Raw genomic sequence first — 21,806 nt, forward strand, 5'->3', positions numbered from 1 at the left:
TTAAATTATGCTCCTAAGTTGATACCCACGCAAGTATCAAACGCGCCGTGCGGTGGATAACTCAACTGAGTAAAAAATATGCAGTAAAAAATTATCTCTTTAAAACAAAGGGTTGCGATGACGGTTTAGCCCTTTTTAACAGCCTTATCCACAGAATTTGTTAACAACCGTCGTGTTTTGGGAAATCTTGTCACTTTGGTTAGGTAGCTCACATTTAATTGAATAGCATCAATTTATGCTTCGAGTCACCGGATAAGGATGTCCGGGAACTCAACTTATTAAACTGCTACGGAACCTAAAAAATGAAAATCAAAAATGTACTGCTTGCAACGATGATCTGCGGCGCTACCCTGTTCGGCGCATCGGCCTATGCGGCAACCGTGGGGAAAACGGTGACGTTGAACTTGGCCAGCGACGATGAAGGCGGCTTCAATGCCCATTTCGGCAATAACTTCAGCAGCCTGTACACCAACGATACCTTTGTCGACAAATACAAATTTGTCTTGGCCGGCAATTACGATTCGGCGGCGTCGCTGACTTCCAGCTTCCTGAAATCGGGCACCATCAAGGACCTGCTGATTACCGACTTTAGCGTGGTCCAGTACGACCCGATGACCAATGCCGTGCTGCATACCTATACCGGCATTAACACCACCGCCAACACCGTCAATCCGACCGACAGCTGGGAGCTGTCCGCACAAGGCCTGTCGACTGGCAGCTACTACGTGCAGGTTGGCGGCAAAATTATCGGCAACGGCGGCGGTTCTTATGGTTCCGACCTGACGGTATCGATCGCTGCAGTACCTGAGCCAGAAACCTATGCCATGATGGGCCTGGGTCTGGGCCTGCTGGGTGTGGTCGCACGCCGCAAGAAGGCGGCAAACGCCTAAGTCGCAGCAGTACGAAAAAAACGCGCCCGGTTCTACGCCCGGGCGCGTTTTTTTATTGGGACGGAAGACTGTCGATGAGTGCGCGGCTGGCGGCGGACATGCGCCGATGTGGCGGGTAAATCAGCGTAAAAGGCCGGCTGCGCCCGCGCAGGCCGGGCAGCACTTCCAGCAGTTAGCCGCTGTTCAGGCGCTCTTGCGCGACGAAATGGTAAGTCTGGCAGATGCCCAGTCCTTGCTGCGCCAGTGAAACTACGCCCAGCACGTCATCGCTCACCAGCATGCGTGCCGGCGCCAGCCAGTCAATGTCCTGACCATCCACGTGCAGCAGCCATGGCGCCTGACGGCCGCTGCTGGGCATGATGAAGGGCAGGCAGGCATGACGCCCCAGTTGCTCCAGATTTTGCGGTGTGCCGGCACGCTTCAGGTAGTCAGGGGAGGCGACCAGGCACACCGCCTCATCGCCCAGGCGTTTTGCGGCAAGGCCACTATCGGCCAGTTCGCCAAGGCGGATCGCCATGTCGTAGCCTTCAGCGACCAGATCCACATTACGGTTGCTGATACTGAGTTCGATGCTGACTTGCGGATGCCGCGCCATGAATGGCTGCAGCAGCGCCGGCAGGCGATAGTGGCCGTAGGTGGTGGGGACGCTGAGGCGCACCTTGCCTCTCAGTTCGCCATCCTGACCCTGGATCGCCCGTTCGGCGTCAGCGATAAGGCCGAACGCGTGGCGCATTTGCTCCAGATACAGATTGCCAACCCACAGGAGCAAACGCATGAAGAACACCATCCGTAACACCACCGCCGGCGTGGTACCGGGCCTGGCGGCGCTGACAGCCCATGCCGCCAACGTGCTGGTTGTGCTGTCGGACGAAGCCCAGTTGCAGCTGCGCGAACAGCGCCGTTTTGACACGGGCTTCTACGCGAATGAACTGATGCAGCCGGTCAAGAGGATGCTGGATGCCGGCCATACTGTCACCTTCGCCACGCCGCTGGGCAAAGCGCCCACGGTGGACCGTCATTCCGTTGACAAGATGTATTTCGGTAACGATGAAGCCAGTTTGCAGCAGCATCTGGCGTTGCTCGACAAATTGCAGCTGACCTCGGTGGCCAATTCGCCCGTCATCAGCCTGGCCCGCGTGGAGCAGGGCGGTTATGACCGTTACGATGCGGTCTACATCCCTGGCGGTCATGCGCCGATGCAGGATTTGCTGTACAGCGCGCCGCTTGGCCGCCTGCTGAAAGCCTTCCATCAACAGGGCAAGACTACCGCGCTGGTGTGCCACGGGCCGATTGCCTTGCTGTCGGCACTGGACCAGCCGCAGCAGTTCACCAGGCCGCTGGAGGCTGGCGCCAAACCGGGCAAGACGCCCAGCTGGATTTACGCCGGCTACGACATGACGGTCATCAGCAATGACGAGGAAGAGGCGGCCAAACGGATGCTCAATGGCGGCGTCATGAAATTCACGCCGCAGACGGCGCTGCAAGCTGTGGGCGGGCGCTACAGCAGCGGCGCCAACTGGCAACCCAAGGTGGTGGTGGACCGCGAACTGATCACCGGCCAGAATCCGGCCTCCGCCAACGCGGTGGCGGACGCACTGCTGGTGCGTCTGAAACGTTAAGGCTTAGCTTACTGGAACAGCGGCGAGAACATCTTCCGCTGGAAGGGATTGATCTCTTTGCGCAGCAAGCGCGGGATCAGGGGATCGGCGACGAAGGCCTGCGACTTGTAGAAGTTGTCGGTACCGTGGCCGGCCTCCAGCAGCAGGCGTTTGATGCCCAGCTCAAGACAATATTGTTCGACGCGCTTCATGACCCAATGGCCGATCCCCTGGCCACGGTAAGCGCTCAAAATCATCAATTCCGAGACAAAGCAGAATTCCGGCGCCGCCAGCTCCAGGCGGGCGATGCCGATTTGCCGGTTCTTCAGTTCCACGGAAATCCACTGAATTCTGCCGCGCGCATCTGCTGCGTTGGCCGGAGGCGCGATGCCGGCCATGTTGGCATCCTGGCGAAATGCCTGCAACACCTTGGCTGTCGGTGCCGCTTTCATCAGCCGGAATTGCAGGTCGAGATCCATATTTACGTGTTTTGTGTAAGTGATACACGTAGCTTAAGCGCCACACTCTTGGGTTTCAAGACCGCGTTTGTATAAATTGTTTCCATTTGCTTGTATGCGACAATGCGCCATGGACAAGCAATACTTCTACGAACCCTCGCGAGGCCACGGCCTGCCGCACGATCCGTTCAACGCCATCGTCGGGCCACGGCCGATCGGCTGGATTTCCACCCATTCTGCCAGCGGTATCCTGAACCTGGCGCCCTATAGCTTTTTTAACGCGTTCAACTACACGCCGCCGCTGATAGGCTTTGCCAGCCTGGGCCGCAAGGACACGCTGGTCAATATCGAGCAAACCGGGGAATTTGTGTGGAATCTGGCCACCCGCCCGCTGGCGGAGGCGATGAACGCCAGCTGTGCGGCCGCGCCGCCGGAGGTCGATGAGTTCCAGCTGGCCGGCTTGACGCCCGCGCCGTCGCGAGTGGTCGGCGTGCCGCGCGTGGCGCAAAGTCCGGTGTCGTTTGAATGCAAGTGCAGCCAGATCATCCGGCTGCGAGGCGCCAGCGGTGCCGAAACCAATAGCTGGCTGATCCTGGGAGAAGTGGTGGGGGTGCACATCGCGCAGGCATTGCTGCGCGATGGCATTTACGATACGGCCGGATCGCAGACCATTCTGCGTGGCGGCGGCCCGGCCGATTATTTTGAAATCACACCGGATAATCTGTTCCGCATGACGCGGCCCAGTTATCCCTGAACGCGATCAATAGGTGTAGAACATGCGCTGAATCTGCTTGCTGTCGCTGCTCTTGGTCAGGGCCAGCATCAGCAGGATGCGCGCTTTCTGCGGGTTGAGCGTATCCGACGCAACGAAGTCCAGCTCGTCGTCATTGGCTTCGCCATTGCGCGCCACGATACCCTGGCCGACGCGGCTGGAGCGCACGATAAGCACGCCTTGCTTGCGTGCGGCGACCAGGCCGGTCTTGACCGAATTGGCCAGGCTGCCATCACCGACGCCCGCGTGGATAATCCCCTTGGCGCCGGACGCGACCAGCGCGTTTAATGCAACTGGGTTAACATTGGCGTAGCCGTAGACGATGTCAACTTGCGGCAGGGTGTCGAGCTGGCTGATATCGAACTCGGTATCGGCGGTATTTTTACGCGACGACACGTGGTAGAAGTAAGGCTTGTTGCCCTGGATGTAGCCCAGCATGCCCAGTTCCGGCGTCTTGAAGCTGTCCGGCGTTGAAGTGTTGGTCTTGGTGACATCGCGCGCAGCGTGGATCTGGTCGTTCATGGCCACCAGCACGCCTTTGCCGATGGCTTCCTGGCTGGCGGCCAGCAGCACGGCGTTGTACAGGTTGATCGGGCCGTCAGCCGACAGCGCGGTGCCCGGACGCATGGCGCCTACCAGCACCACCGGCTTTTTGCTCTTGACGGTGAGGTCCAGGAAGTAGGCAGTTTCTTCCAGCGTGTCGGTGCCGTGGGTGATGACGATGCCGTCCACGTCCGGTTGCGCCAGCAGGGCATTGACGCGCTTGGCCAGTTTGAGCCAATGCTCATTGCTCATGTTTTCGCTGGCGATCTGGAACACTTGCTCGCCTTTGACATCGGCGACCTTGGCCAGCTCCGGCACGGCGGCGATCAGGCGCTCCACGCCAACGGTGGCGGCGGTGTAGCCAACCGTCGTGGTGCTGGTGGCGCCGCTGCCGGCGATGGTACCGCCCGTGGCCAGGATGGTGACGTGGGCCAGTTTGTCGGCTGCCCCGGCATAGGAACTGAGCAACATTGCACAGGCCAGCAGGGTTTTGCAGTAGCGGGCGGAAATAAAGTTGGACATGAAGTCTCCTGATCAGGCAGTAAAGCTTGGGATATTAACAAATCACCTGCTTGTCAACAATGCAGGGTGTTGCCGCGTTAAGTCAGGATGGCTGGAACATAAGAAGAGAGAACTATGAGATTGGCAACCACGATAGCGGCACTGGCAGGTTTGACAGCCTTGGCTGCGCTTGGCGCCTGCGGCAAGACCGCGGAGCAGAAGCAGCAGGAAGAAATGGCGACGCTGACCAGCCTGGGTGAAAAATATGTGAGAGAAAAAGTCCTCGAACCCAATCAGGCCCGGTTCCGCAACCAGTTCATCGGCAAAGGCGGTGCGCCTTGCGGCGAGGTGAATGCCAAGGACGCGTTTGGCGGCTACATCGGCTTCCAGCGCTATATTTCGGTCGCGCGCGACCTGACCTTGCTGGCGCAGGATGTCTCGCCGGCGGAATTTGAGGCGCAGTGGCAGCAACTGTGCCGCTGATAAAAAAACGGAGCCCGCAGGCTCCGCTTTTGTTTGAAGGACTGAATTAGCGGCCGGACTGGCGACGGCGCGCCAGCGCCAGGCCCGCCAGACCCACTGCCATCATGGCCCAGGTGGTCGGCTCCGGTACCGGTGCGGCTGGCAGGGTGCCGGCGAACACGCGGTCATGCAGTTCGCCATCGCCCACAAAGTTGGCGGCGTACAGGAAACCATTCATGGCCGAGGTGTTGGTGACCGTCGAGGTGCCAGCCAGCACGGTGCCATACCAGCCACGGAAGTTCACTTGGGTGGTATCGACAAAGTTCCAGATGATATGGGTCCCCAGATGGGAATTGTCGTTGAAGTTGCCGTTGATGCTGAATTCCTTCTGGCCTTGCGCGCCCACCGTGCCGCTGTAGCGCACGTTGATGACGACGGTGCTGGCGGTGCCGCTGAAATTGATGTTGGCGGCCGAGCCCAGCTGGCTGGTGGTCAGGTTGAACACCGAGGTGCTGCTGGCGTTGCCCGTCAGGTTGAAGGTGAAGTTGTTGGGATCCGCCGCGTTCAGCGTGCCATTGGTATTGGACAGACCGGCCAGTTGCGACTCCAGCGCATTCAGCGGCGTGGTGAAGTCGGCCATGCTGAAGGTCGGCACGCCATGCTTGATGCTGCCGCCGCTGCCGTTCAGATTGAACGAACCGGCATTGCTGGTGACATAGTTGACGCTGCCGCCATTGTTGATGTTGCCGCCGCCATTGGCGCCAATGTTAATCGCGTTCACTGCCGAAAAGGCCGATGGCGTGTTGCTTGGGTTGTTGTAGAACGTCGCACCCTTCACCAGATTATTGGCGACCAGGCGGCCTTCCACGTCGTGGGCGGTGGAGAAGTCGCCCGACACTACGCTATTGAACTGCGTCAGGATCTGGCTGGCCATCAGCGTGGCGGCAGGGGCGGAGGCGGCGGCAAACGTTGCCACGGCGCCCACAGCAAAGGTTTTCAGTATACGCATGGTTTGAAAGTGTCTGTGAGTAAGAAAGGTGACCGGAAGTCATTCTAACCCAAAAAGAAACGAAAATTGTCACTTTGAAATGTAAAGTGTGTTTATTGCATCACTTTATTGCTGCGATGCAACGATCACGCAGGCGCATAAACCGCGCTATGATGGATCCGATAACCACGAGGACATGGCATGGAACAGAAAACCGGGGCAGGGCATATCACGTCCCCTCATTTGGCATCATCGGACATTGGCAACCGCCGCCACCAGATTTTTCCCACGCTCAATGAAGACCAGTTCGATATCCTGATGCGCTACGGCGAGCGCCAGCGTTTTGCTGCCGGCCAGGTGCTGTTCCGCCAGGGCGACCGCCATATCGCGATGTATGTGATTATTTCCGGTTCCATCGAGGTTGAACGCGGTTCGGCGCTGGGCTCGACCATACTTGGCACCCACGGTCCCGGCATGTTCACGGGCGAGATGGGATCGCTGGCCGGCCGCGCGGCCGTCGCCACCGCACGCGTGGTGGCCGACAGTGAGCTCATCGTGATCAGCGAAGAATCGCTGCGCACGCTGGTGATTTCGGAAGCGGCGATCAGCGAAACCATCATGCGCGCCTACATCCTGCGCCGCGTGGCCTATATGTCCGACCAGACCGGCGGCGTGGTGGTGTTTGGCGCGCGCGATTCGCAACAGACGCTGATCCTGCGCCATTTCCTCAACCGCAACGGCCAGCCCGCCGCCTACTTCGACACCGATACCGGCGACGCCGAAGCGCACGCGCTGATGGCGCGCTTCGGCGTCACGCCGGACGATGTGCCGGCCGTGGTGACCTTGAGCGGCGCGGTGCTGCGCCAGCCAACGCTGCGTGAACTGGCGGACGGCATCGGCATCAGCCCGGACGGCATCGATGGCCGCCTGTTTGATGTGGTGGTAGTGGGCGCCGGACCCGCCGGGCTGGCGGCCGCCGTGTATGCGGCCTCGGAAGGCTTGACCGTGGCCGTGCTGGATGCGAAAGCGCCCGGCGGCCAGGCCGGCGCCAGCTCCAAGATCGAAAACTATTTCGGTTTCCCGACTGGCGTATCAGGCCAGGCGCTGGCTGGCCGCGGCCTGTCGCAGGCGCGCAAGTTTGGCGCCGAGGTGGCGGTACCGGTCAAGGTCAGCGCCGTCAATTGCGACAGCCCCGAGTACGATATCCAGATCGATAGCGGCGAAAAGCTGCGCGCGCGTTCGATTGTGATTGCCAGCGGCGCGCGCTACCGCAAGCCGAATATCCCGGGACTGGAGCGCTTTGAAGGGCGCGGCGTGTACTACAGCGCCTCGTTCATGGAAGCGAACTTCTGCGCGAATGAAGAGGTGGTGGTGGTCGGCGGCGGCAATTCGGCCGGACAGGCGGCGGTGTTCCTGTCCGCGCACGCCAAACATGTGCACATTGTGGTGCGCTCGGGCGGCCTGGCGGCCAGCATGTCGCGCTATCTGATCCAGCGCATCGAGGCTTCGACCAGGATCACGCTGCATACGCACAAGCAGATCGTTGAACTGCGCGGCAACGACCGGCTGGAAAGCATCTGCTGGCAAAGCCAGGGAGGCGAACCGCGCGAGGCGCCGGCACGCCATTTGTTCCTGTTCCTTGGCGCTGAACCCAGCACCGCCTGGCTAGGCGACTGCGTGACGCTGGACGACAAAAACTTCGTGCTGACCGGGCCTGATGTGCCGGAAGGACGCTGGCCACTGGAACGGCCGCGCCACTTCCTCGAAACCAGCCGCCCGCGCATCTTCGCCGTCGGCGATGTGCGTAGCGGCTCGGTGAAGCGCGTCGCTGCGGCGGTGGGCGAGGGCTCGGCCGCAGTCGCCTCGCTGCATCAGGCGCTGGCGTCGGATTTCAGCTGATCGCCACTCAAGGCTCGATGCTGCGCAGCGGCTTGCTGTGACGGTTGGCGCGGCGGATCGGCGGCTGCTGGCGCGGCGGCCGGCCCAGCGCCTCCTGCGCGCGCGCGTAGCCGTACTGCCACTGGTCCGTCATGTGCTGGACGAAGATCTCGTAGCTGGGCGGCATGCGCAGCTCGATGCGGTTGCGCAGCCATTCCAGCTTCTGCTGCAGCTGCTGCTTCTCCAGCACCACCGAGACGTCGGAAGAATCGATACGCATGTCGGCCAGGTGCGTGTTGGCGTAGCGCAGGCGCGCGTTGCCATCCACCCCCAGCACCGCGCGCCAGGCGGGAATCGCAAACACCTGGTCGAAGGCTTCCTTGAATTCCATCACCACTTCGCTCCCGAGCTGGCGGGCGATTTCGACCGGGAACAGATCCAGCACGCCGCCGATGTATTCCTGCCCGCGATAATTCGCGCAGCGGAAGTAGATCATATCGGCGATGGAGATGCGCGCCGCATCCGTGACCGGCACGCTGGTATCGAGCAGCAGCTCGCGGGCGACGGCATGGTCCCCCCAGCGCGACGCATGCAGCGGCGAATCCATGTCCTTGAGTGCGGCGGCCGCGCGCCCGTTGCAGAACACCGTCTCCGCATACAGCTTGCGCTGGCCGCGCGGCTTGCCGACATCCTGCTCATCGAACAGCAGCTTGCCGCCGATGATGGCGACATCCACTGCCGGTGCGCCGCTGGCAGCCGGAAACGGCAGCTGCGGCGGAATGTCGAACAGATAATCGCTGAACAGGTCGGGAATCACCGGCGCGCTGGCGCTGGAGAACTTGCGCTTTGCCGCGCGCAGCAGGCTGCCCAGCAGCACGGCGTTCTCGGTGGAGCGCAGGCTGCACCAGAATGTGTACATCGCCTGGGACGATAGCCAGGCGCGCTGTTCATCGGGATCGGGCAGATTGTGGATGATGGCTGCGGCAATGGCGCCGCCGCAGCTGGCCAGCAGCACGTCCGGCGCCTTGCCGGCCTGGCGCAGCGCGGCATACATGCCGATGTAGATGCCGAAGCGGAATCCGCCACCACCCATTACCATGCAACGTTTATACGGTTTATACGATTCTTGCGTCATAGGACGCAACCATATCACAGCTGCCGTTCAAGCATGATGCGCAAGGTGGTCTGGGTTGGCGTGATGGTGGTACGGTAGGTGGCGCCGGTGAGGCCTGTCACGTCGGTATAGCTGTGCGGCTCCACGGTGGGCTGGTGCAGCAGATTGTTGGCCGAGAAGCGCAGCTGCGTCCTGTTGTCGACCTTCCACAGCGCGTACACATCCAGCGCCCGCACGAACGGTGTGCTGCTCAGCACTTCACGCGATTGCCGTGCAGGCCCGCCAGCCTGGTAGTTCAGATTGCCGCCGGCAATCCATTGCGGCCAGCGATAGTCGATGCCGAGGTTGGCGGTGCCTGGCGTTTGCGATTCCAGCCGGTTGTCGGGGCCGGGCACATGCCCGACCCGAGACCAATTGCGCGCCAGGTTGGCGCGCAGGTCCAGCGCGGATGTGAGGCGCAGTTTGGCCTCCAGTTCGATGCCATGCGCGCTGGCGTTGCCATCGTTGAACGGTTCTTCGACCCAGATGCCATCCTGCTTGAACAGGCGGGTCTGCGTGACGTCGCGGATGCGGCGCAGATAGGTGCTGACGCTGAGCAGTGCGCCTTCGCCGAGGTAATGTTCGTAGGCCGCATCCAGACCCCAGGCCAGTTCCGGGCGCAGGTAGGGATTGCCTTGTTCGTCCGGGTTGGTCTGGTTGTTGTTATTGTCGTTGGTGTAGCGGCGCGGCACTAGCTTGACCAGCGGCTGCGCCTTGTAGGTGCGGCTGAGGGCCAGCCGCAGCACGTCCTTGTTTGGCAGCTCGTAGCGCGATTGCAGCGAAGGGCTCCAGACGGCGGAGGTGCTGTGCAGCGCATCCGGCGCGTTGCTGGCGATGGCGCGGCTGGTGGTATCCAGCCGTTCATGGCGCAGGCCGAGGTAAAGCGAATAGCGCTTGGTGATCTGCCACTCGTCCTGTGCAAACAGGGCCAGGCGCTTGACGGTTGCGCTGTAGTCGGCGTTGTTGGCGCCCATCGTTTGATCGTCCGCCGCGAACAGCGTTTCGTTGCGGTCTTCCTTGCGCACACCGTAGCTGGCGTCCCAGCCCAGCGCAATCGCGTGCTGTTCGCCGACGGGATGACGGTAGGCGCCGGTGCTCGTGACGGTGTTTTCGGTCGGCCCGGAATCGACGTGATGGCGGCCCAGTGGCTTGCCGTCACTGTCCATGCCGTGAAAATCAAAGATGCCGCTGCGGCGATTGGTGGCGGCGCCCAGCTTCATTTCCAGCCTGGCGCCGTTGTCCAGTTGGTGCGTCCAATTGACGTCGCTACGCAGCATGACGAAGTTGGCGATGAAGTTGGAGACGTTGCGCGGATACTCGCTATGTTCACCCAGCAGCGCCGTTTCGTCGGCGCTGTTGACGTTATCGACGCGGCGCACATAGACGAAGCTTTGCCAGCTGAGCGAGTCGCCATCGGCCAGCTTCCAGTTCAGCTGCGGCGTCAGGGTGAGGGCATCGGTGCGGCCGGATTCGACCTGCTCCGTGCGCCGCCGCAGGGTGAGGTTGCCGTTAATGTCGCGCTGCTCCTGCCAGTCGGTGAACGGCTTCTCGCTGCGCTTGCGTGTCAGGGTCGCGGCCAGGCTGTAAGAGAAGTTGTCGTCCTGGTCGGATAGCTGGGTACTCAGCGACGGCGTGTTGACGCCATGCTGGCGTGCGACGCTGGCGGTGACGGAGCGCTGGCCAGCTTTGGCCGTCTTCTTCAGGATGATATTGATGGCGCCAGCGACAGCCTGGTTGCTTGATTCCGCCGTGGCGCCGCGCAGGATTTCAATGCGCTCGATGGTTTCGGGGGCAATGGCATCCAGCGAGAAGCCCGCCGCGACAGGCTCGCCGTTGAGCAGTATCTGCGTATAGCCGTTGCCCAGGCCGCGCATCTGAATGGCGTTGCCGACCACACTGACACCCGGCAGGCGCTTGAGCACATCGGCCAGCGCCTGGTCGCCCTGGCGCACGATGTCCGCATGGTTGATGACGATGCTGGTGGTGGTCTCACGCTGGCGCTGGTCATCGCGTTTTGCGGTGATCTGAACCTCCTGTGGCGCTGGCGTTTCCGAAGCGTAGGCGCAAGCGGAGACCGCCAGCAGCAAGCTGCTGGTGATGCGGTGGTGCGGCATAGGGTTATTCCTTCAGTTGCTGACGGCGGATATTGAGAGCGCGCGGCGTGGCGTAGGCATCCAGGTTGGCGAGTCTGGATGCGGGATCGACGAGGTGGCCGTTGGCGCGCACTTCCAGGTGCAGGTGCGGGCCGGTGGCGAACCCGCTGGCGCCGGATTTGCCAATGAGTTGTCCCGCCGTGACGTGCTGGCCGGGACGGACTGACACGCTGTCCAGGTGCGCGTACAGCGACTGCTGGCCGCCGTGATCGATGATGACGCCGGTGCCGTAGCGGCCTTCATTCTCTCTGATGGCGCCAGCTTCAATGACTGTGCCGCTGGCGGTGGCGTGCACCGGCGTGCCTTTGGCGGCGGCGAAATCGATGCCCTTGTGCGGAGTGGGCAGGACGCTGCGCATCACGCCAAAGAAGCTGGTGACGCGGACTTTATCTACCGGTGCGCGCCATGGTTCGTCGGCGGGCCTGGTGGTCGCTGCGGGGATCGGGGCGACGGCCGTTGGCACGGTGTAGGCCAGTGCGGGTTGCAGCCATGCGCCGGCCACCAGCATCGCCATGAAGGTGGCGGCGATCAGCCAGGTGGCCGCGCTGCTCAGCGCTGGCAGCCCGTCTTTTTGCATATGGCGGATACGCGCCGTGATGGTGGCGCCGTTGAACGCGGCCACGCCCAGCGGCGCCATGGCGCTCCATAGCTGGAGCAGGGCCTGGGCGTACTGCTTGCGCTGGTGTTGCGGGCGGCCGTTGAGCACTTGCTGGTCGCAGTTCAGCTCCAGCGCCCATTCCATCTGTCTGGCCATCCAGCGCAGCATGGGATTGAACCAGCAAATTGTCTGCAGCGCGGAGGCGATGGCCAGGCAGAAGGGATCGTGCGCGCGCCAGTGCTGGAGTTCGTGGGCGACGATCATTTGCTGCTGCTCGAGCGTGAGGGTGTTCATGTGTGCGGGCAGCAGCAGGCGTGGTGTGCGCACGCCGATCAGCATGGGCGAGACTGCGGCTTCGGTGTACATCACCGTCAGGCCGCCGGCCGCGATGTCGCGCCGTTGTGTGGCCGTGAAGGCGGCGTGCGTTTGCAGTTGGCCTGGCGAGAGTGGCCGGGCAGCGGCCAGCAATCGGCGCCACACCCGGCGGCCGCGCAGCCGCTTGGCGAGGGACCACAGCAGGCCAACGGCGTAAAGCAGCAGCCACAGTGTGGCCATGTGCGGCAGCGCGCGAACAGCGAGTGAAGATGTGGCGGCGCCAAGCGCCTGCGTCTGTGCCTGCGCCAAGGACGCCGGCGCGTCATGTGGCGCGGCGCTGGAGGCAGCGGCCATGTCAGCCGCCTGCGCTGCGGCGGGCGCGTCAGGCGCCGGTGCGTCGAGGATGATGGGCGGCGCCATGCTGAACGGCGCGCTGCGCGGCAGGAAGGGCAACAGGGCGGCGATGGCGACCACGCCTTGCGCGGCAAGCCAGACCGCGCGCCGCGTGTGCAATGCAGGCCAGCGGCGTGCGGCGCCGCTCAGGATCAGCCGCACCAGCAGGCCGGCGGCCAGTGAACCGGCGCAGGCAAACAGCCACTTGATGGACAGCAGCGTCATCATGCTTCGTCGTCAGGCCAGTCTTGCAGTATTTGTTCCAGCTGGACCAGCTCCTGCTGGTCGACCAGCTTGCTGCCGGTGAACATGGTGACGGGCAGCGGCGCCTCCATCTCCATCACGCGGCGTCCGAAATCATGGGCGAAGGCAGCCAGCGTGCCGACTTTTTCCAGCTGCGCGCTGTACACGTTAATGCCGTGTACCACTTGCAGGCTGACCATCTGCTTGTCCAGCATGCGGTCCAGCGTCTTGCGCGTGGATGAAAACGACCAGTCCAGCTCCCCGGCGGCCGCATCGTGAATTTCGCGCGCGCTCAACGGTTGCTGCTTCCACAGCACTTTCAACAAGGTCAGCTCACTGACCGACGGAATCGGGTTCGACATATTCATACCTTTTTGCGACTAACAGGATCATTTTGCGACAACAGTCGCATGCCAGTCAAGCAAGATATCTCTATTTGTAACATTGCTTTGCATTAATTCTAAATATGTTATGATGAATTTTTTGCTAATTAGCAATAAAGCACGGTCGTGCGTAGCAGGACCACAGGTATTACGGCGCACGTATCGGGATGAAACCGGCGGCGAGAACAGGCAAGGCACTATACAATGCCAGAGGCCGCAGCTATCCCAGCCGCAGCCACACTGCATTGAAAGTCGAATATGTATTACGGAGAGCGCTTTAACAGCATCACGCATACCGTAGGCGCGGCTTTGGCCGCCATCGGTGGCACGCTGTTGATCGTCCTGGCGGCCCGCAGCGGCGATGCCTGGAAGGTTGTCAGCTTCAGTATCTACGCCGCGACGCTGCTTGCCCTGTACCTGACGTCCACGCTGTATCACAGCTTGCGTGGACGTGCCAAAGATGTGCTGCGGCAGATGGACTATTGCGCCATCTACCTGCTTATCGCCGGCAGCTACACCCCGTTCACGCTGGTCAGCCTGCGTGGCCCCTGGGGCTGGACGCTGTTTGGGGTGGTGTGGGGCCTGGCGATCATCGGCATCCTGCAAGAGCTGCTGTTCGCCAAGGGCGCACGTGTGCTGTCGCTGCTGATTTACGTGGCGATGGGCTGGGTCGGCGTGATCGGCGCCAGCCCGCTGATCGACGCGCTGGGCTGGAATGGCTTTATGTGGCTGGCAGTTGGCGGATTGGTTTATACCCTCGGCATAGCCTTCTTTGTCACCGACCACAAATGGCGTTACGGCCACGGCGTGTGGCATTTGTTTGTACTGGGCGGCAGCGCATGCCATTTCGGCGCGGTGCTGCTGTACGTGGCGTAAGGATGGAACACCCGTGGATATCAATTCCGACGATTTAAAGACCTTCATCACTGTCATCGATAGCGGCACGCTGAGCGCTGCTTCGGTGCACCTGGGGCAGACCACGTCCGGCGTCAGCCGCGCGCTGTCCCGGCTGGAGGATAAGCTGGCCACCTCGCTGCTGACGCGTACCACGCGCCGCATGGAGCTGACCGAAGAAGGCCATCTGTTCCTGGAGCGCGCACGCGCGATTCTGGGGGCGATGGAGGAAGCCGAAGAGACGATCCGCATTCGCCGCCAGAAGCCGGCCGGCCGCCTGTGCGTGGACGCCGCGTCGCCGTTCATGCTGCATTGCGTGGTACCGCACGTGGCCGAATTCCGCGCCATGTACCCGGAAATCCGTCTGGAGTTAAGCAGCAACGACCAGATCGCCGACCTGATCGAACACCGTACCGACATCGCCATCCGCATCGGCGCGCTGACCGACTCTACGCTGCATGCGCGGGCGTTGAGTTCCAGCCCGCTGTACGTGCTGGCCAGCCCGGCCTACCTGGCGCAGCACGGTACGCCGCAGACGCCGGAAGAACTGTCCCGGCACGCGTTGCTGGGCTTTGTCCAGTACGAGCTGGGCAACCAGTGGCCGCTGCGCCATGCCGCCGGCAATAGCCTGACCGTGACGCCGACTGTTTCCGCCTCCAGCGGCGAAACGCTGCGCCAGCTGGCACTGGCCGGACAGGGCATCGTTTGCCTGGCCGACTTCATGACGCGCGACGATATCGAAACAGGCCGCCTGGTCAAGGTGCTGGAAGCGGACTACACCGGCTATCGCCAGCAGATCCATGCGGTCTACTACCGCAATACCCAGCTGGCCCAGCGGATCAGCTGCTTCCTCGATTTTTTACAGCAAAAACTCTGAGCGGCGTAGTGTGCGGACCCGTACAGAGTAGTCGGCTGTACGGCGTTACACTGGCCTTGCGTACCTGGAGCAGATTCGCAGATTCGCCCGGTAGCAGGTCAGCCGATAGCCTCAAGTATCGGCACCAGAACAACGATGTTGCCGCCACATGGAGGTCATCATGACGCAGACTACGCATCCTTCCAAGCACCTGGTACGGGCTTATCTCGAACGCCGTGCGCAGGAGATCAAGCCGCCGCCAACCCCGGAAGAAATCCGCCGCCAGCTTGGCTGGGGCCTGATGGCCTTCGAGCAGAAAGTCGGCAACGGCCGCAACTGACCGCCCCCAAAAACTCACCTGGCCGACAGCGTGAGTTTTTTTTCGCCGTTCACCGAGCCTTTTCCGCCGTTCGCCGAATAGCGGTTTCGCCTTCCAGCATTCCCCGGTATTGTTATATTCATACAAACACGGGGGATAAATAACATGGATGTCGAAACCGCATACCGCTGGCGCAAGCAGTTAGTCTGGGGCCTGGCAATGATCGCCGTTGGCAGCATCATCCTGCTGGTGCAGACCGACATGCTGAACCTGGACCTGAATCCGGCACACTTCTGGCGCTACTGGCCGTGGCTGGTCGTCATCAGCGGCCTCACCAAAATCATTCCACCCACCACCCCGCGCCATTTCACCAATGGCCTGTGGGAGATCTTCTTCGCCGGCTGGTGGTACGTATCCTTTAACCATATCTGGGGCCTGGGCTTCGGCCAGACCTGGCCGGCGCTGCTGGTCGCCTGGGGCATCGGCATGCTGTTGCGGCCTTTGCTGGACAATATCTTCGCATCGATCAAGGAGCAAGCATGAAACCGCGCGACCGTACTCCCGCCACGCAAATGGCCATCGGCCTGTTCGTCATCGGCATCGGCTTGCTGTTCTTACTGGATAACCTGGGCTGGGTGGACCTGAACTTCCGCATGCACCTGGTACCGATGGTGCTGATCGGCGCCGGTATCCTGAAAGTGATGCAGACCCGTACCCAGTCCGGCATGGTGATTGGCGGCGTGCTGATCGCCGCTGGCTGTGTGGTGCTGCTCAAGCAGACGGGCATTCTGGACGTCGACTGGCGCACACTGTGGCCGGTATTGATGATTGCCGCCGGTGTGGCCGTGGTCTACAAGTCCAGCATCAACCGCAGCGCGATGGAAAAGGATGGCATGTCGCTGGAGAAGGCCGGGGGCGACTCCGTCGTCAACGTCACGGCCATCATGGGCGGCTACAAGCGCCGGGTAACGACGCCGGATTTCCGTGGCGGTGAAATCACCACCATCATGGGCGGCTGCGACCTGGACCTGCGCCAGTCCTCGATCAACGGCGACGCGGTGCTGACCGTGTTTGCCATGTTTGGCGGCATTACCATCAAGGTGCCGGTGGACTGGAACGTGGTGATCGACGGTACGCCCATCATGGGCGGCTTTGAAGAAAAGACCGTACCACCCAGCGCGTCCGGCAAGCGTCTGATCCTGCGCGGCTACGTCATCATGGGCGGCCTGGAAGTGCGTAACTGATGCAGGAGATTTCCTCCACGCGGCAGGGACTGATTACCTACCTGCTGGTGTGGCTGTTTCTGGGCTGTGCGTTGGGCGGGGTGATCTCGGTAGCCAGCGGCACGCCGCTGGTCAATGCCTTGCTGTTTGCGATTCCCATGAACCTTGTGTATGCGTTCGAGTCGGGCTACTCGGCCTATTATCTGTGCCGGGCCTACCCGCTGGGCAGCCGGCGCGCGGCATCGATTACGCTGGTGCTGACCGTGGCGGCGCTGGTGTCCGGGTTCCTGTGGCTGCTGATCGGCAGCTTGTGGAACAGCCTGTGCCTGCTGCCGGGCGTAAGCTGGGCCGGGATCGCGTTCACCTCGCAGCTGTCCCTGCTGCTCGTCGGTCTGGGGACTTTGCTGTATGGCTTTGCGGCGGCGCTGCATTATCTGGTGATCGAATTTGTGCGGGCCAAGGGCGCGGAGCAACGCGAGCTGGAGTCGCTGCTGATGGCGCAGGAAGCCGAGTTGCGCATGCTGCGCACCCAGATCGATCCGCACTTCCTGTTCAACAGCCTGAACTCGATCAGCGCGCTGACGTCGCAGGACCCCAAGGCAGCGCGGCGCATGACGCTGGAACTGGCCAGCTTCTTCCGCCAGAGCCTGGGGATGGAAGCGCACAAGAAAGTCACGCTGGGTGAAGAGATGGTTCTGATACGGCACTTCCTGGCGATCGAGCAGGTGCGCTTTGGCGAGCGGCTGCAGGTGGTGGAGCTGATGGGCGAGGGGGCTGCGGAATGCCTGGTGCCGCCGATGATTATCCAGCCACTGGTGGAGAACGCGGTCAAGCATGGCATCTGCAATATGCCGGAGGGCGGCACCATCACGATCAGCGCACACCGTGCGGGATCGATACTCAACATCCGCGTGGCCAATCCGGTGGATGAGGACATGTCGTCGCTGCGCAGCGAAGGTCATGGCATCGGACTGACCAACGTGCGCCAGCGTTTATCTGGCGCATATAAACACGAAGCCGGGATCCAGTGGGGCCGGCATGAGAACAGCTTTGGCGTGGACATCACAATGCCCGCGCAAACGAGCGAACAGGGGGAGTAGGGTATGCGTATCATCATTGTGGACGATGAAATGCTGGCGCGCGGCGTGGTGCGCGAATATCTGTCCGAGCATGCAGATGTGGAGGTGGTGGCCGAATGCGCCAACGGCTTCGAGGCGGTGAAGGCGATTACCGAGCTGTCGCCGGATCTGGTGTTCCTGGACATACAGATGCCCAAACTGGACGGCTTTGAGGTGGCCGAGCTGGCGGGCAGCAAAACACGCTACATCTTTGCGACGGCGTTTGACCAGTACGCGATCAAGGCCTTTGAATTTCATGCGCTGGATTACCTGCTCAAGCCTTTCAGCCAGCAGCGCTTCGACCAGGCGCTGGCGCATGCGCGCGCCAACATGGGCAAGAAAGATGGCGCCATCGAGCAGATGGTGCGCGAGGCCACCGGCCGCAACAAGCCGCTGGGCCGGGTGCTGATACGCGACGGCGCCAAAGTCCACGTCATCAATGCCGACAAGATCGAGCATGTGGAAGCGCAGGACGACTATGTGCAGATCCGTTCCGAAGGCAAGTCCTACCTCAAGAACCAGCGCATGACGGAGCTGGAAGAGCAGCTGGACCCGGAGCAGTTCCTGCGCATTCACCGCTCATGGATCGTCAACATCGCCTTTGTTGACCGCATCGAACAGGCAACCAAGGACAGCTATGTCGCCATCCTGAAGGACGCCAGCCGTGTGCCGATCAGCCGCAGCGGCTACCAGAAAATCCGCGCGGTGATCCAGTAGTGACTTGAGTTACTTGAGTTACTTGAGGATGGCTGCGGCATCCACCATGTCCACACCCTGCAGCTGCCCCAGCAGGCTGTCGAACCATGGCTTGTGCGACAGACCGACGATCGACAGCACGCGGGCGCCAGGCTTTTCACGGAAGGTTTCGCGGATGTTGGCCACCATGCGCAGATTGCGCACCTCCCAGCCCGCGACCCAGATCTGCGGATAACCCTCGGCCGATTTGGCGCGCAGCGCGGGGACGATGTTGGCCTCGGCGTAAATGCGCAGGCTTTCAGGCTCGTTGAGATAGCGGTAGAGCGGCAGATAGTCTGTCGACTGGCGCAAGACGGCTTCCTGTTTCTCGCGCTGGTTCAGCGCTGCGCGGTCAGATGCCCATGCGGCTTCAATGGATTTGCCAAAGGCCTTTTCGTCAGGCAGGCTGATATTGTCTCCGGTGTGATTGTCTACCGGGTGGACGCGCTGCAGACCAAGGCGCGCGGCCAGGCGGGCGGCGATCTGGTAGTCCTCGTTATTGCGCACGCTGATTTCTTTCAGCTTGTCGATCAGTGCTGGCGTCAGACCGTCGCCGGTCTTGCGTTCGGCTTCCGGCAGTTGCAGCCATTGCACATACGCCGATGCAGGTTCGTTCGCTGCCAACATCACCGCTGCCAGATGTCGCCGCTGGTCCGGCGACGGCTGCGACGGCCAGGTCTTGAACATCCTGTTCATCTCCGCGATGGCGGCAGTGTCAGTTGGCGGGCAATAGTCAGCGCCATATTTTGCCGGCTGGCGCGCGGCGAGATCGCACTCTTCGCCGGGCAGCGCCTCAATGGTGATGATGTCGGGTTGATAGGCGGCCAGCCGGTCCAGTACACGATCAAGGACGGCGGGATTAAAGCCGGCCGGCATGGAATTCAAGTGCATGGTGCCCAGCACCAGAACCTTGGAACGGGGACCGGCCATGTTTTTGTCCAGCGTCGTCAAATCAAGCCGCGCCTGTGCTGCAAATGGAACGGCCAACAACATCCATACTGCCCATTTCTTCATGCCGACTGCCCTCCTTGATGATGAGATTGACAGTGTACGAAAACATCGGAGACCTCTCAATCGTTTCGTTCATGTTGTCTGCGATCGCATGGACGATGGTACAATCCGCGAGTTTTCAATTTAGGAGTTCTTCCTGTGGACAGTTCCAGTAGTCGATCTTTCATCGACCAACCACAGGCAAGGTAACCGCGTCTCTCATTGCGCCGCTACCTCGCCTGTCCGGCGGGTAGTGGTATCTGCGGCCTGATGCTGGCCGTTGTAGCTGCTTCCCATGTAATTCGTTTGCCACGGCCTTCGGTGGCGGCCTCCGTGCGCGGATGGCTTGAGGAGAAAAATATGGCAGTACTGCAAAACATCAACCTGGATTCCTTTCTCGATACGCTGATCAGCCTGACCGCCGCCTTTATTCTGGGTGGTATGATCGGCTTTGAGCGCCAGTACCGGCAGCGTACCGCCGGCCTGCGCACCAACGTGCTGGTGGCCGTCGGCGCGGCGGTGTTTGTCGACATGGCGAATCGTCTCAATGGCCGCGAGGCGGCCGTGCATGTCGTGGCTTACGTGGTGTCAGGGATCGGCTTCCTGGGCGCTGGCGCCATCATGCGCGAAGAAGGCAATGTGCGTGGCCTGAATACGGCTGCCACTTTGTGGGGCTCTGCGGCCGTCGGCGCGGCGGCAGGCGCAGACCTGATACTGGAAGCGATGCTGGCCACCGTGTTTGTGCTGGCGGCGAATACGCTGCTGCGTCCCATCGTCAACACCATCAACCGCAAGCCGCTGGATGTGGAATCGGCCGAGGTCACCAACACCGTGTATGTCATCGCCGAACGCGCGCAGCAGAAGCAGGTGCTGGCGCTGCTTGAAGCGGAACTGGAGCGCGCCAACTATCCGGCGCGCGATCTCGAAATCCACGCGTTCGGGCAGGAGGACGTGGAGATTGAAGCGACACTTGCCGCGACTTCCGTGGATGGCGATGAACTCGATGCCCTGATACGCAACCTGGCCGTCAAGCCGGCGGTGAAGCAGGTATTCTGGAGTCCGAGCACCAGCGAGTAGCGTGACAATGCGCGGATTTTTCCAGACGCTCAGGATGATATGCTTGGGTGATTACCAAGGAGATCATTGTCATGCAAAAGTGCATCGCATCTGCTGTTCTGGCTTTATCCGCGACCACCGCCTTTGCCGCGCCGGCCGATGCCGACGCGGTTGAAAAGGCAAAGCAGGCAGCACAGAGCTGGCTGACGTTAGTCGATTCAAGCCAGTATGCGGCGACGTGGGAACAGGCGGCGCAGCCGTTCAAGTCCGCAGTGACCAAGTCGGACTGGGAAAAGGCAGCAGGGGCGGTTCGCACGCCGGTCGGGAAAATGGAACAGCGGGTCCTGGCTTCCGCAGCGTACACAGAGAATTTGCCCGGCGCGCCGGCCGGCCAATACGTCGTGATCCAATATAAAACGCAGTTTTCAAAGAAGCCCGCCGCCGTCGAGACGGTGACGCCGATGAAAGGCGCGGATGGCGTCTGGCGCGTGACGGGCTACTTCCTCAACTAGGACTAGGTGCGGTTGATCGACACGCCGCCGTCCACCAGCAGCGCGGTGCCAGTCACAAAGCTGGAGGCGTCGGATGCCAGGTACAGCGCGGACTGCGCAATCTCCTGCGGTTCCGCCATGCGCTTGAGTGCGTGCAGATTCTCGACGAACTGGCGCGCTTCCGGCGCTGCGGTGGCGGCGCGGCCCATCGGCGTATCGGTGCCGCCCGGGAGCAGGGCATTGACGCGTATGCCCTGGCGGCCGCATTCCGCCGCAATCACCTGCGTCAGGCCGATCATGCCTGCCTTGCTGGCCGCGTAAGCCCCCATGCCCGGCATGCCCACCGTGTAGCCGACAAACGTGGACGTGAAGATGATGGAGCCACCGCCACGCGCGGCCATGGCCGGTATCTGGTATTTCACACCGAGGAAGGCACTGGTCAGGTTGATGGCCAGGGTATCGTTCCAGTCGCGCAGGTCCGTGTCCTGAATTGGACCCGATGGCCCCATCGTGCCGGCGTTGTTGAAGGCGATATCCAGACCGCCAAAGCGCTCCTCGGCCGTTTGCACCAGCCTTTGGGCCAACTGCTCGTTGCGGATGTCACCGGCTACCGCGATGGCCACGCCGTCTTCCTGCCGGATCTGCTCCACCAGGACGTTGAGTTCTTCGATACGCCGGGCCGTGACCACCAGCTTGGCGCCATGTTGCGCAAACAGGCGCGCGGTGTGATAGCCGATGCCGGAACTGGCGCCAGTGATGATGGCGACTTTGCCCGCTAACTGTTTCATGTCTGATC

The 21,806-nt window shown here is 61.6% G+C and carries 24 protein-coding genes; 14 read left to right on the forward strand and 10 right to left on the reverse strand.

Annotated features, from left to right (window positions below; translation table 11 throughout):
• Positions 1-302: 302 nt before the first annotated feature.
• On the forward strand, positions 303-890 hold the full coding sequence (locus BUA36_RS18180; protein ID WP_072786714.1) for an FxDxF family PEP-CTERM protein: 588 nt from the start codon (positions 303-305) through the stop codon (positions 888-890).
• A gap of 172 nt (positions 891-1,062) precedes the next feature.
• Here the strand turns inward: BUA36_RS18180 and BUA36_RS18185 are convergent, their stop codons facing one another.
• Positions 1,063-1,665 carry a substrate binding domain-containing protein gene (locus tag BUA36_RS18185; protein WP_072786715.1) on the reverse strand — a complete coding sequence of 201 codons (603 nt, stop codon included), beginning with the start codon at positions 1,663-1,665 and terminating at the stop codon, positions 1,063-1,065.
• Between BUA36_RS18185 and BUA36_RS18190 the strand changes: the two genes are divergently transcribed.
• Positions 1,664-2,509 (forward strand): type 1 glutamine amidotransferase domain-containing protein, encoded by an 846-nt coding sequence (locus BUA36_RS18190; protein WP_072786716.1) that lies wholly within the window; start codon positions 1,664-1,666, stop codon positions 2,507-2,509. The genes BUA36_RS18185 and BUA36_RS18190 overlap by 2 nt on opposite strands.
• Positions 2,510-2,517: 8 nt before the next feature.
• Here BUA36_RS18190 and BUA36_RS18195 read toward each other — a convergent pair whose 3' ends face one another.
• Positions 2,518-2,967 (reverse strand): GNAT family N-acetyltransferase, encoded by a 450-nt coding sequence (locus BUA36_RS18195; protein WP_072786717.1) that lies wholly within the window; start codon positions 2,965-2,967, stop codon positions 2,518-2,520.
• Positions 2,968-3,076: 109 nt separating this feature from the next.
• Between BUA36_RS18195 and BUA36_RS18200 the strand changes: the two genes are divergently transcribed.
• Entirely contained in the window at positions 3,077-3,700 is a 624-nt protein-coding gene (locus BUA36_RS18200) for a flavin reductase family protein (RefSeq protein WP_072786718.1), read from the forward strand.
• Between the two features lie 6 nt (positions 3,701-3,706).
• On the opposite strand, the gene BUA36_RS18205 is transcribed toward BUA36_RS18200, so the two are convergent.
• Positions 3,707-4,732: a type II asparaginase gene (locus BUA36_RS18205; protein WP_139260634.1), complete on the reverse strand. Its 1,026-nt coding sequence runs from the start codon at positions 4,730-4,732 to the stop codon at positions 3,707-3,709.
• Between the two features lie 165 nt (positions 4,733-4,897).
• On the opposite strand from BUA36_RS18205, the gene BUA36_RS18210 reads away from it, so the two are divergent.
• Complete coding sequence (locus BUA36_RS18210; protein WP_072786720.1) at positions 4,898-5,245, forward strand: hypothetical protein; 348 nt, start codon at positions 4,898-4,900, stop codon at positions 5,243-5,245.
• Between the two features lie 46 nt (positions 5,246-5,291).
• Here BUA36_RS18210 and BUA36_RS18215 read toward each other — a convergent pair whose 3' ends face one another.
• A complete protein-coding gene (locus BUA36_RS18215) occupies positions 5,292-6,233 on the reverse strand; it encodes a collagen-binding domain-containing protein (RefSeq protein ID WP_072786721.1) in 942 nt (313 codons plus the stop codon).
• A 180-nt stretch (positions 6,234-6,413) separates the two neighbouring features.
• Here BUA36_RS18215 and BUA36_RS31460 point away from each other — a divergent pair, with 180 nt between their 5' ends.
• Positions 6,414-8,111 (forward strand): FAD-dependent oxidoreductase, encoded by a 1,698-nt coding sequence (locus BUA36_RS31460; protein ID WP_072786722.1) that lies wholly within the window; start codon positions 6,414-6,416, stop codon positions 8,109-8,111.
• Between the two features lie 7 nt (positions 8,112-8,118).
• On the opposite strand, the gene BUA36_RS18225 is transcribed toward BUA36_RS31460, so the two are convergent.
• From BUA36_RS18225 to BUA36_RS18240, 4 genes are read right to left on the reverse strand one after another with little or no spacing between them, the layout of a single operon-like run.
• Positions 8,119-9,183, reverse strand: a complete 1,065-nt coding sequence (locus tag BUA36_RS18225; protein ID WP_229255747.1) for a patatin-like phospholipase family protein — start codon at positions 9,181-9,183, stop codon at positions 8,119-8,121.
• Between the two features lie 56 nt (positions 9,184-9,239).
• Positions 9,240-11,357, reverse strand: coding sequence for a TonB-dependent receptor plug domain-containing protein (locus tag BUA36_RS18230; protein ID WP_072786723.1), 2,118 nt, complete (start codon positions 11,355-11,357; stop codon positions 9,240-9,242).
• Between the two features lie 4 nt (positions 11,358-11,361).
• A complete protein-coding gene (locus BUA36_RS18235) occupies positions 11,362-12,930 on the reverse strand; it encodes a M56 family metallopeptidase (RefSeq protein ID WP_072786724.1) in 1,569 nt (522 codons plus the stop codon).
• A complete protein-coding gene (locus BUA36_RS18240) occupies positions 12,927-13,313 on the reverse strand; it encodes a BlaI/MecI/CopY family transcriptional regulator (protein ID WP_072786725.1) in 387 nt (128 codons plus the stop codon). The genes BUA36_RS18235 and BUA36_RS18240 overlap by 4 nt, the downstream gene beginning before the upstream one ends.
• A gap of 273 nt (positions 13,314-13,586) precedes the next feature.
• Here BUA36_RS18240 and trhA point away from each other — a divergent pair, with 273 nt between their 5' ends.
• The 7 genes from trhA to BUA36_RS18270 all read left to right on the forward strand — a co-directional run bounded on the left by trhA (position 13,587) and on the right by BUA36_RS18270 (position 18,455).
• Positions 13,587-14,204, forward strand: coding sequence for a PAQR family membrane homeostasis protein TrhA (gene trhA / locus BUA36_RS18245; protein WP_072786726.1), 618 nt, complete (start codon positions 13,587-13,589; stop codon positions 14,202-14,204).
• A 13-nt stretch (positions 14,205-14,217) separates the two neighbouring features.
• A complete protein-coding gene (locus BUA36_RS18250; RefSeq protein WP_072786727.1) occupies positions 14,218-15,099 on the forward strand; it encodes a LysR family transcriptional regulator in 882 nt (293 codons plus the stop codon).
• 160 nt (positions 15,100-15,259) lie between these two features.
• Complete coding sequence (locus BUA36_RS30780) at positions 15,260-15,418, forward strand: hypothetical protein (protein WP_167544314.1); 159 nt, start codon at positions 15,260-15,262, stop codon at positions 15,416-15,418.
• A gap of 144 nt (positions 15,419-15,562) precedes the next feature.
• Positions 15,563-15,940, forward strand: coding sequence for a LiaF transmembrane domain-containing protein (locus tag BUA36_RS18255; protein WP_072786728.1), 378 nt, complete (start codon positions 15,563-15,565; stop codon positions 15,938-15,940).
• Positions 15,937-16,641 carry a LiaI-LiaF-like domain-containing protein gene (locus tag BUA36_RS18260; RefSeq protein WP_072786729.1) on the forward strand — a complete coding sequence of 235 codons (705 nt, stop codon included), beginning with the start codon at positions 15,937-15,939 and terminating at the stop codon, positions 16,639-16,641. Before BUA36_RS18255 ends, BUA36_RS18260 begins: the two co-directional genes overlap by 4 nt.
• Complete coding sequence (locus BUA36_RS18265) at positions 16,641-17,720, forward strand: sensor histidine kinase (protein WP_072786730.1); 1,080 nt, start codon at positions 16,641-16,643, stop codon at positions 17,718-17,720. The genes BUA36_RS18260 and BUA36_RS18265 overlap by 1 nt, the downstream gene beginning before the upstream one ends.
• 3 nt (positions 17,721-17,723) lie before the next feature.
• Positions 17,724-18,455, forward strand: coding sequence for a LytR/AlgR family response regulator transcription factor (locus BUA36_RS18270; protein ID WP_072786731.1), 732 nt, complete (start codon positions 17,724-17,726; stop codon positions 18,453-18,455).
• 18 nt (positions 18,456-18,473) lie between these two features.
• Here the strand turns inward: BUA36_RS18270 and BUA36_RS18275 are convergent, their stop codons facing one another.
• Positions 18,474-19,487, reverse strand: coding sequence for a DUF5694 domain-containing protein (locus tag BUA36_RS18275; protein ID WP_072786732.1), 1,014 nt, complete (start codon positions 19,485-19,487; stop codon positions 18,474-18,476).
• A gap of 336 nt (positions 19,488-19,823) precedes the next feature.
• On the opposite strand from BUA36_RS18275, the gene BUA36_RS18280 reads away from it, so the two are divergent.
• Complete coding sequence (locus BUA36_RS18280; RefSeq protein WP_072786733.1) at positions 19,824-20,540, forward strand: MgtC/SapB family protein; 717 nt, start codon at positions 19,824-19,826, stop codon at positions 20,538-20,540.
• A 71-nt stretch (positions 20,541-20,611) separates the two neighbouring features.
• A complete protein-coding gene (locus BUA36_RS18285) occupies positions 20,612-21,031 on the forward strand; it encodes a DUF4019 domain-containing protein (RefSeq protein ID WP_072786734.1) in 420 nt (139 codons plus the stop codon).
• A gap of 2 nt (positions 21,032-21,033) precedes the next feature.
• Here BUA36_RS18285 and BUA36_RS18290 read toward each other — a convergent pair whose 3' ends face one another.
• A complete protein-coding gene (locus tag BUA36_RS18290) occupies positions 21,034-21,798 on the reverse strand; it encodes an SDR family oxidoreductase (protein ID WP_072786735.1) in 765 nt (254 codons plus the stop codon).
• Between the last annotated feature and the right edge of the window lie 8 nt (positions 21,799-21,806).

Origin of the sequence: Duganella sacchari, assembly GCF_900143065.1 — a bacterium.
Taxonomy (GTDB): domain Bacteria; phylum Pseudomonadota; class Gammaproteobacteria; order Burkholderiales; family Burkholderiaceae_D; genus Rugamonas; species Rugamonas sacchari.

What these genes read in the sequence shown, in the direction of transcription:
- BUA36_RS18235 (WP_072786724.1), bottom strand. Translation starts at nt 12,930, where the DNA reads ATGATGACGCTGCTGTCCATCAAGTGGCTGTTTGCCTGCGCCGGTTCA.
- BUA36_RS18225 (WP_229255747.1), bottom strand. Translation starts at nt 9,183, where the DNA reads ATGGGTGGTGGCGGATTCCGCTTCGGCATCTACATCGGCATGTATGCC.
- BUA36_RS18285 (WP_072786734.1), top strand. Translation starts at nt 20,612, where the DNA reads ATGCAAAAGTGCATCGCATCTGCTGTTCTGGCTTTATCCGCGACCACC.
- BUA36_RS18215 (WP_072786721.1), bottom strand. Translation starts at nt 6,233, where the DNA reads ATGCGTATACTGAAAACCTTTGCTGTGGGCGCCGTGGCAACGTTTGCC.
- BUA36_RS18185 (WP_072786715.1), bottom strand. Translation starts at nt 1,665, where the DNA reads ATGCGTTTGCTCCTGTGGGTTGGCAATCTGTATCTGGAGCAAATGCGC.
- BUA36_RS18290 (WP_072786735.1), bottom strand. Translation starts at nt 21,798, where the DNA reads ATGAAACAGTTAGCGGGCAAAGTCGCCATCATCACTGGCGCCAGTTCC.
- BUA36_RS18230 (WP_072786723.1), bottom strand. Translation starts at nt 11,357, where the DNA reads ATGCCGCACCACCGCATCACCAGCAGCTTGCTGCTGGCGGTCTCCGCT.
- BUA36_RS18210 (WP_072786720.1), top strand. Translation starts at nt 4,898, where the DNA reads ATGAGATTGGCAACCACGATAGCGGCACTGGCAGGTTTGACAGCCTTG.
- trhA (WP_072786726.1), top strand. Translation starts at nt 13,587, where the DNA reads ATGTATTACGGAGAGCGCTTTAACAGCATCACGCATACCGTAGGCGCG.
- BUA36_RS18260 (WP_072786729.1), top strand. Translation starts at nt 15,937, where the DNA reads ATGAAACCGCGCGACCGTACTCCCGCCACGCAAATGGCCATCGGCCTG.
- BUA36_RS18270 (WP_072786731.1), top strand. Translation starts at nt 17,724, where the DNA reads ATGCGTATCATCATTGTGGACGATGAAATGCTGGCGCGCGGCGTGGTG.
- BUA36_RS18280 (WP_072786733.1), top strand. Translation starts at nt 19,824, where the DNA reads ATGGCAGTACTGCAAAACATCAACCTGGATTCCTTTCTCGATACGCTG.
- BUA36_RS31460 (WP_072786722.1), top strand. Translation starts at nt 6,414, where the DNA reads ATGGAACAGAAAACCGGGGCAGGGCATATCACGTCCCCTCATTTGGCA.
- BUA36_RS18180 (WP_072786714.1), top strand. Translation starts at nt 303, where the DNA reads ATGAAAATCAAAAATGTACTGCTTGCAACGATGATCTGCGGCGCTACC.
- BUA36_RS18275 (WP_072786732.1), bottom strand. Translation starts at nt 19,487, where the DNA reads ATGAAGAAATGGGCAGTATGGATGTTGTTGGCCGTTCCATTTGCAGCA.
- BUA36_RS18200 (WP_072786718.1), top strand. Translation starts at nt 3,077, where the DNA reads ATGGACAAGCAATACTTCTACGAACCCTCGCGAGGCCACGGCCTGCCG.
- BUA36_RS18265 (WP_072786730.1), top strand. Translation starts at nt 16,641, where the DNA reads ATGCAGGAGATTTCCTCCACGCGGCAGGGACTGATTACCTACCTGCTG.
- BUA36_RS18240 (WP_072786725.1), bottom strand. Translation starts at nt 13,313, where the DNA reads ATGAATATGTCGAACCCGATTCCGTCGGTCAGTGAGCTGACCTTGTTG.
- BUA36_RS30780 (WP_167544314.1), top strand. Translation starts at nt 15,260, where the DNA reads ATGACGCAGACTACGCATCCTTCCAAGCACCTGGTACGGGCTTATCTC.
- BUA36_RS18195 (WP_072786717.1), bottom strand. Translation starts at nt 2,967, where the DNA reads ATGGATCTCGACCTGCAATTCCGGCTGATGAAAGCGGCACCGACAGCC.
- BUA36_RS18205 (WP_139260634.1), bottom strand. Translation starts at nt 4,732, where the DNA reads ATGTTGCTCAGTTCCTATGCCGGGGCAGCCGACAAACTGGCCCACGTC.
- BUA36_RS18190 (WP_072786716.1), top strand. Translation starts at nt 1,664, where the DNA reads ATGAAGAACACCATCCGTAACACCACCGCCGGCGTGGTACCGGGCCTG.
- BUA36_RS18255 (WP_072786728.1), top strand. Translation starts at nt 15,563, where the DNA reads ATGGATGTCGAAACCGCATACCGCTGGCGCAAGCAGTTAGTCTGGGGC.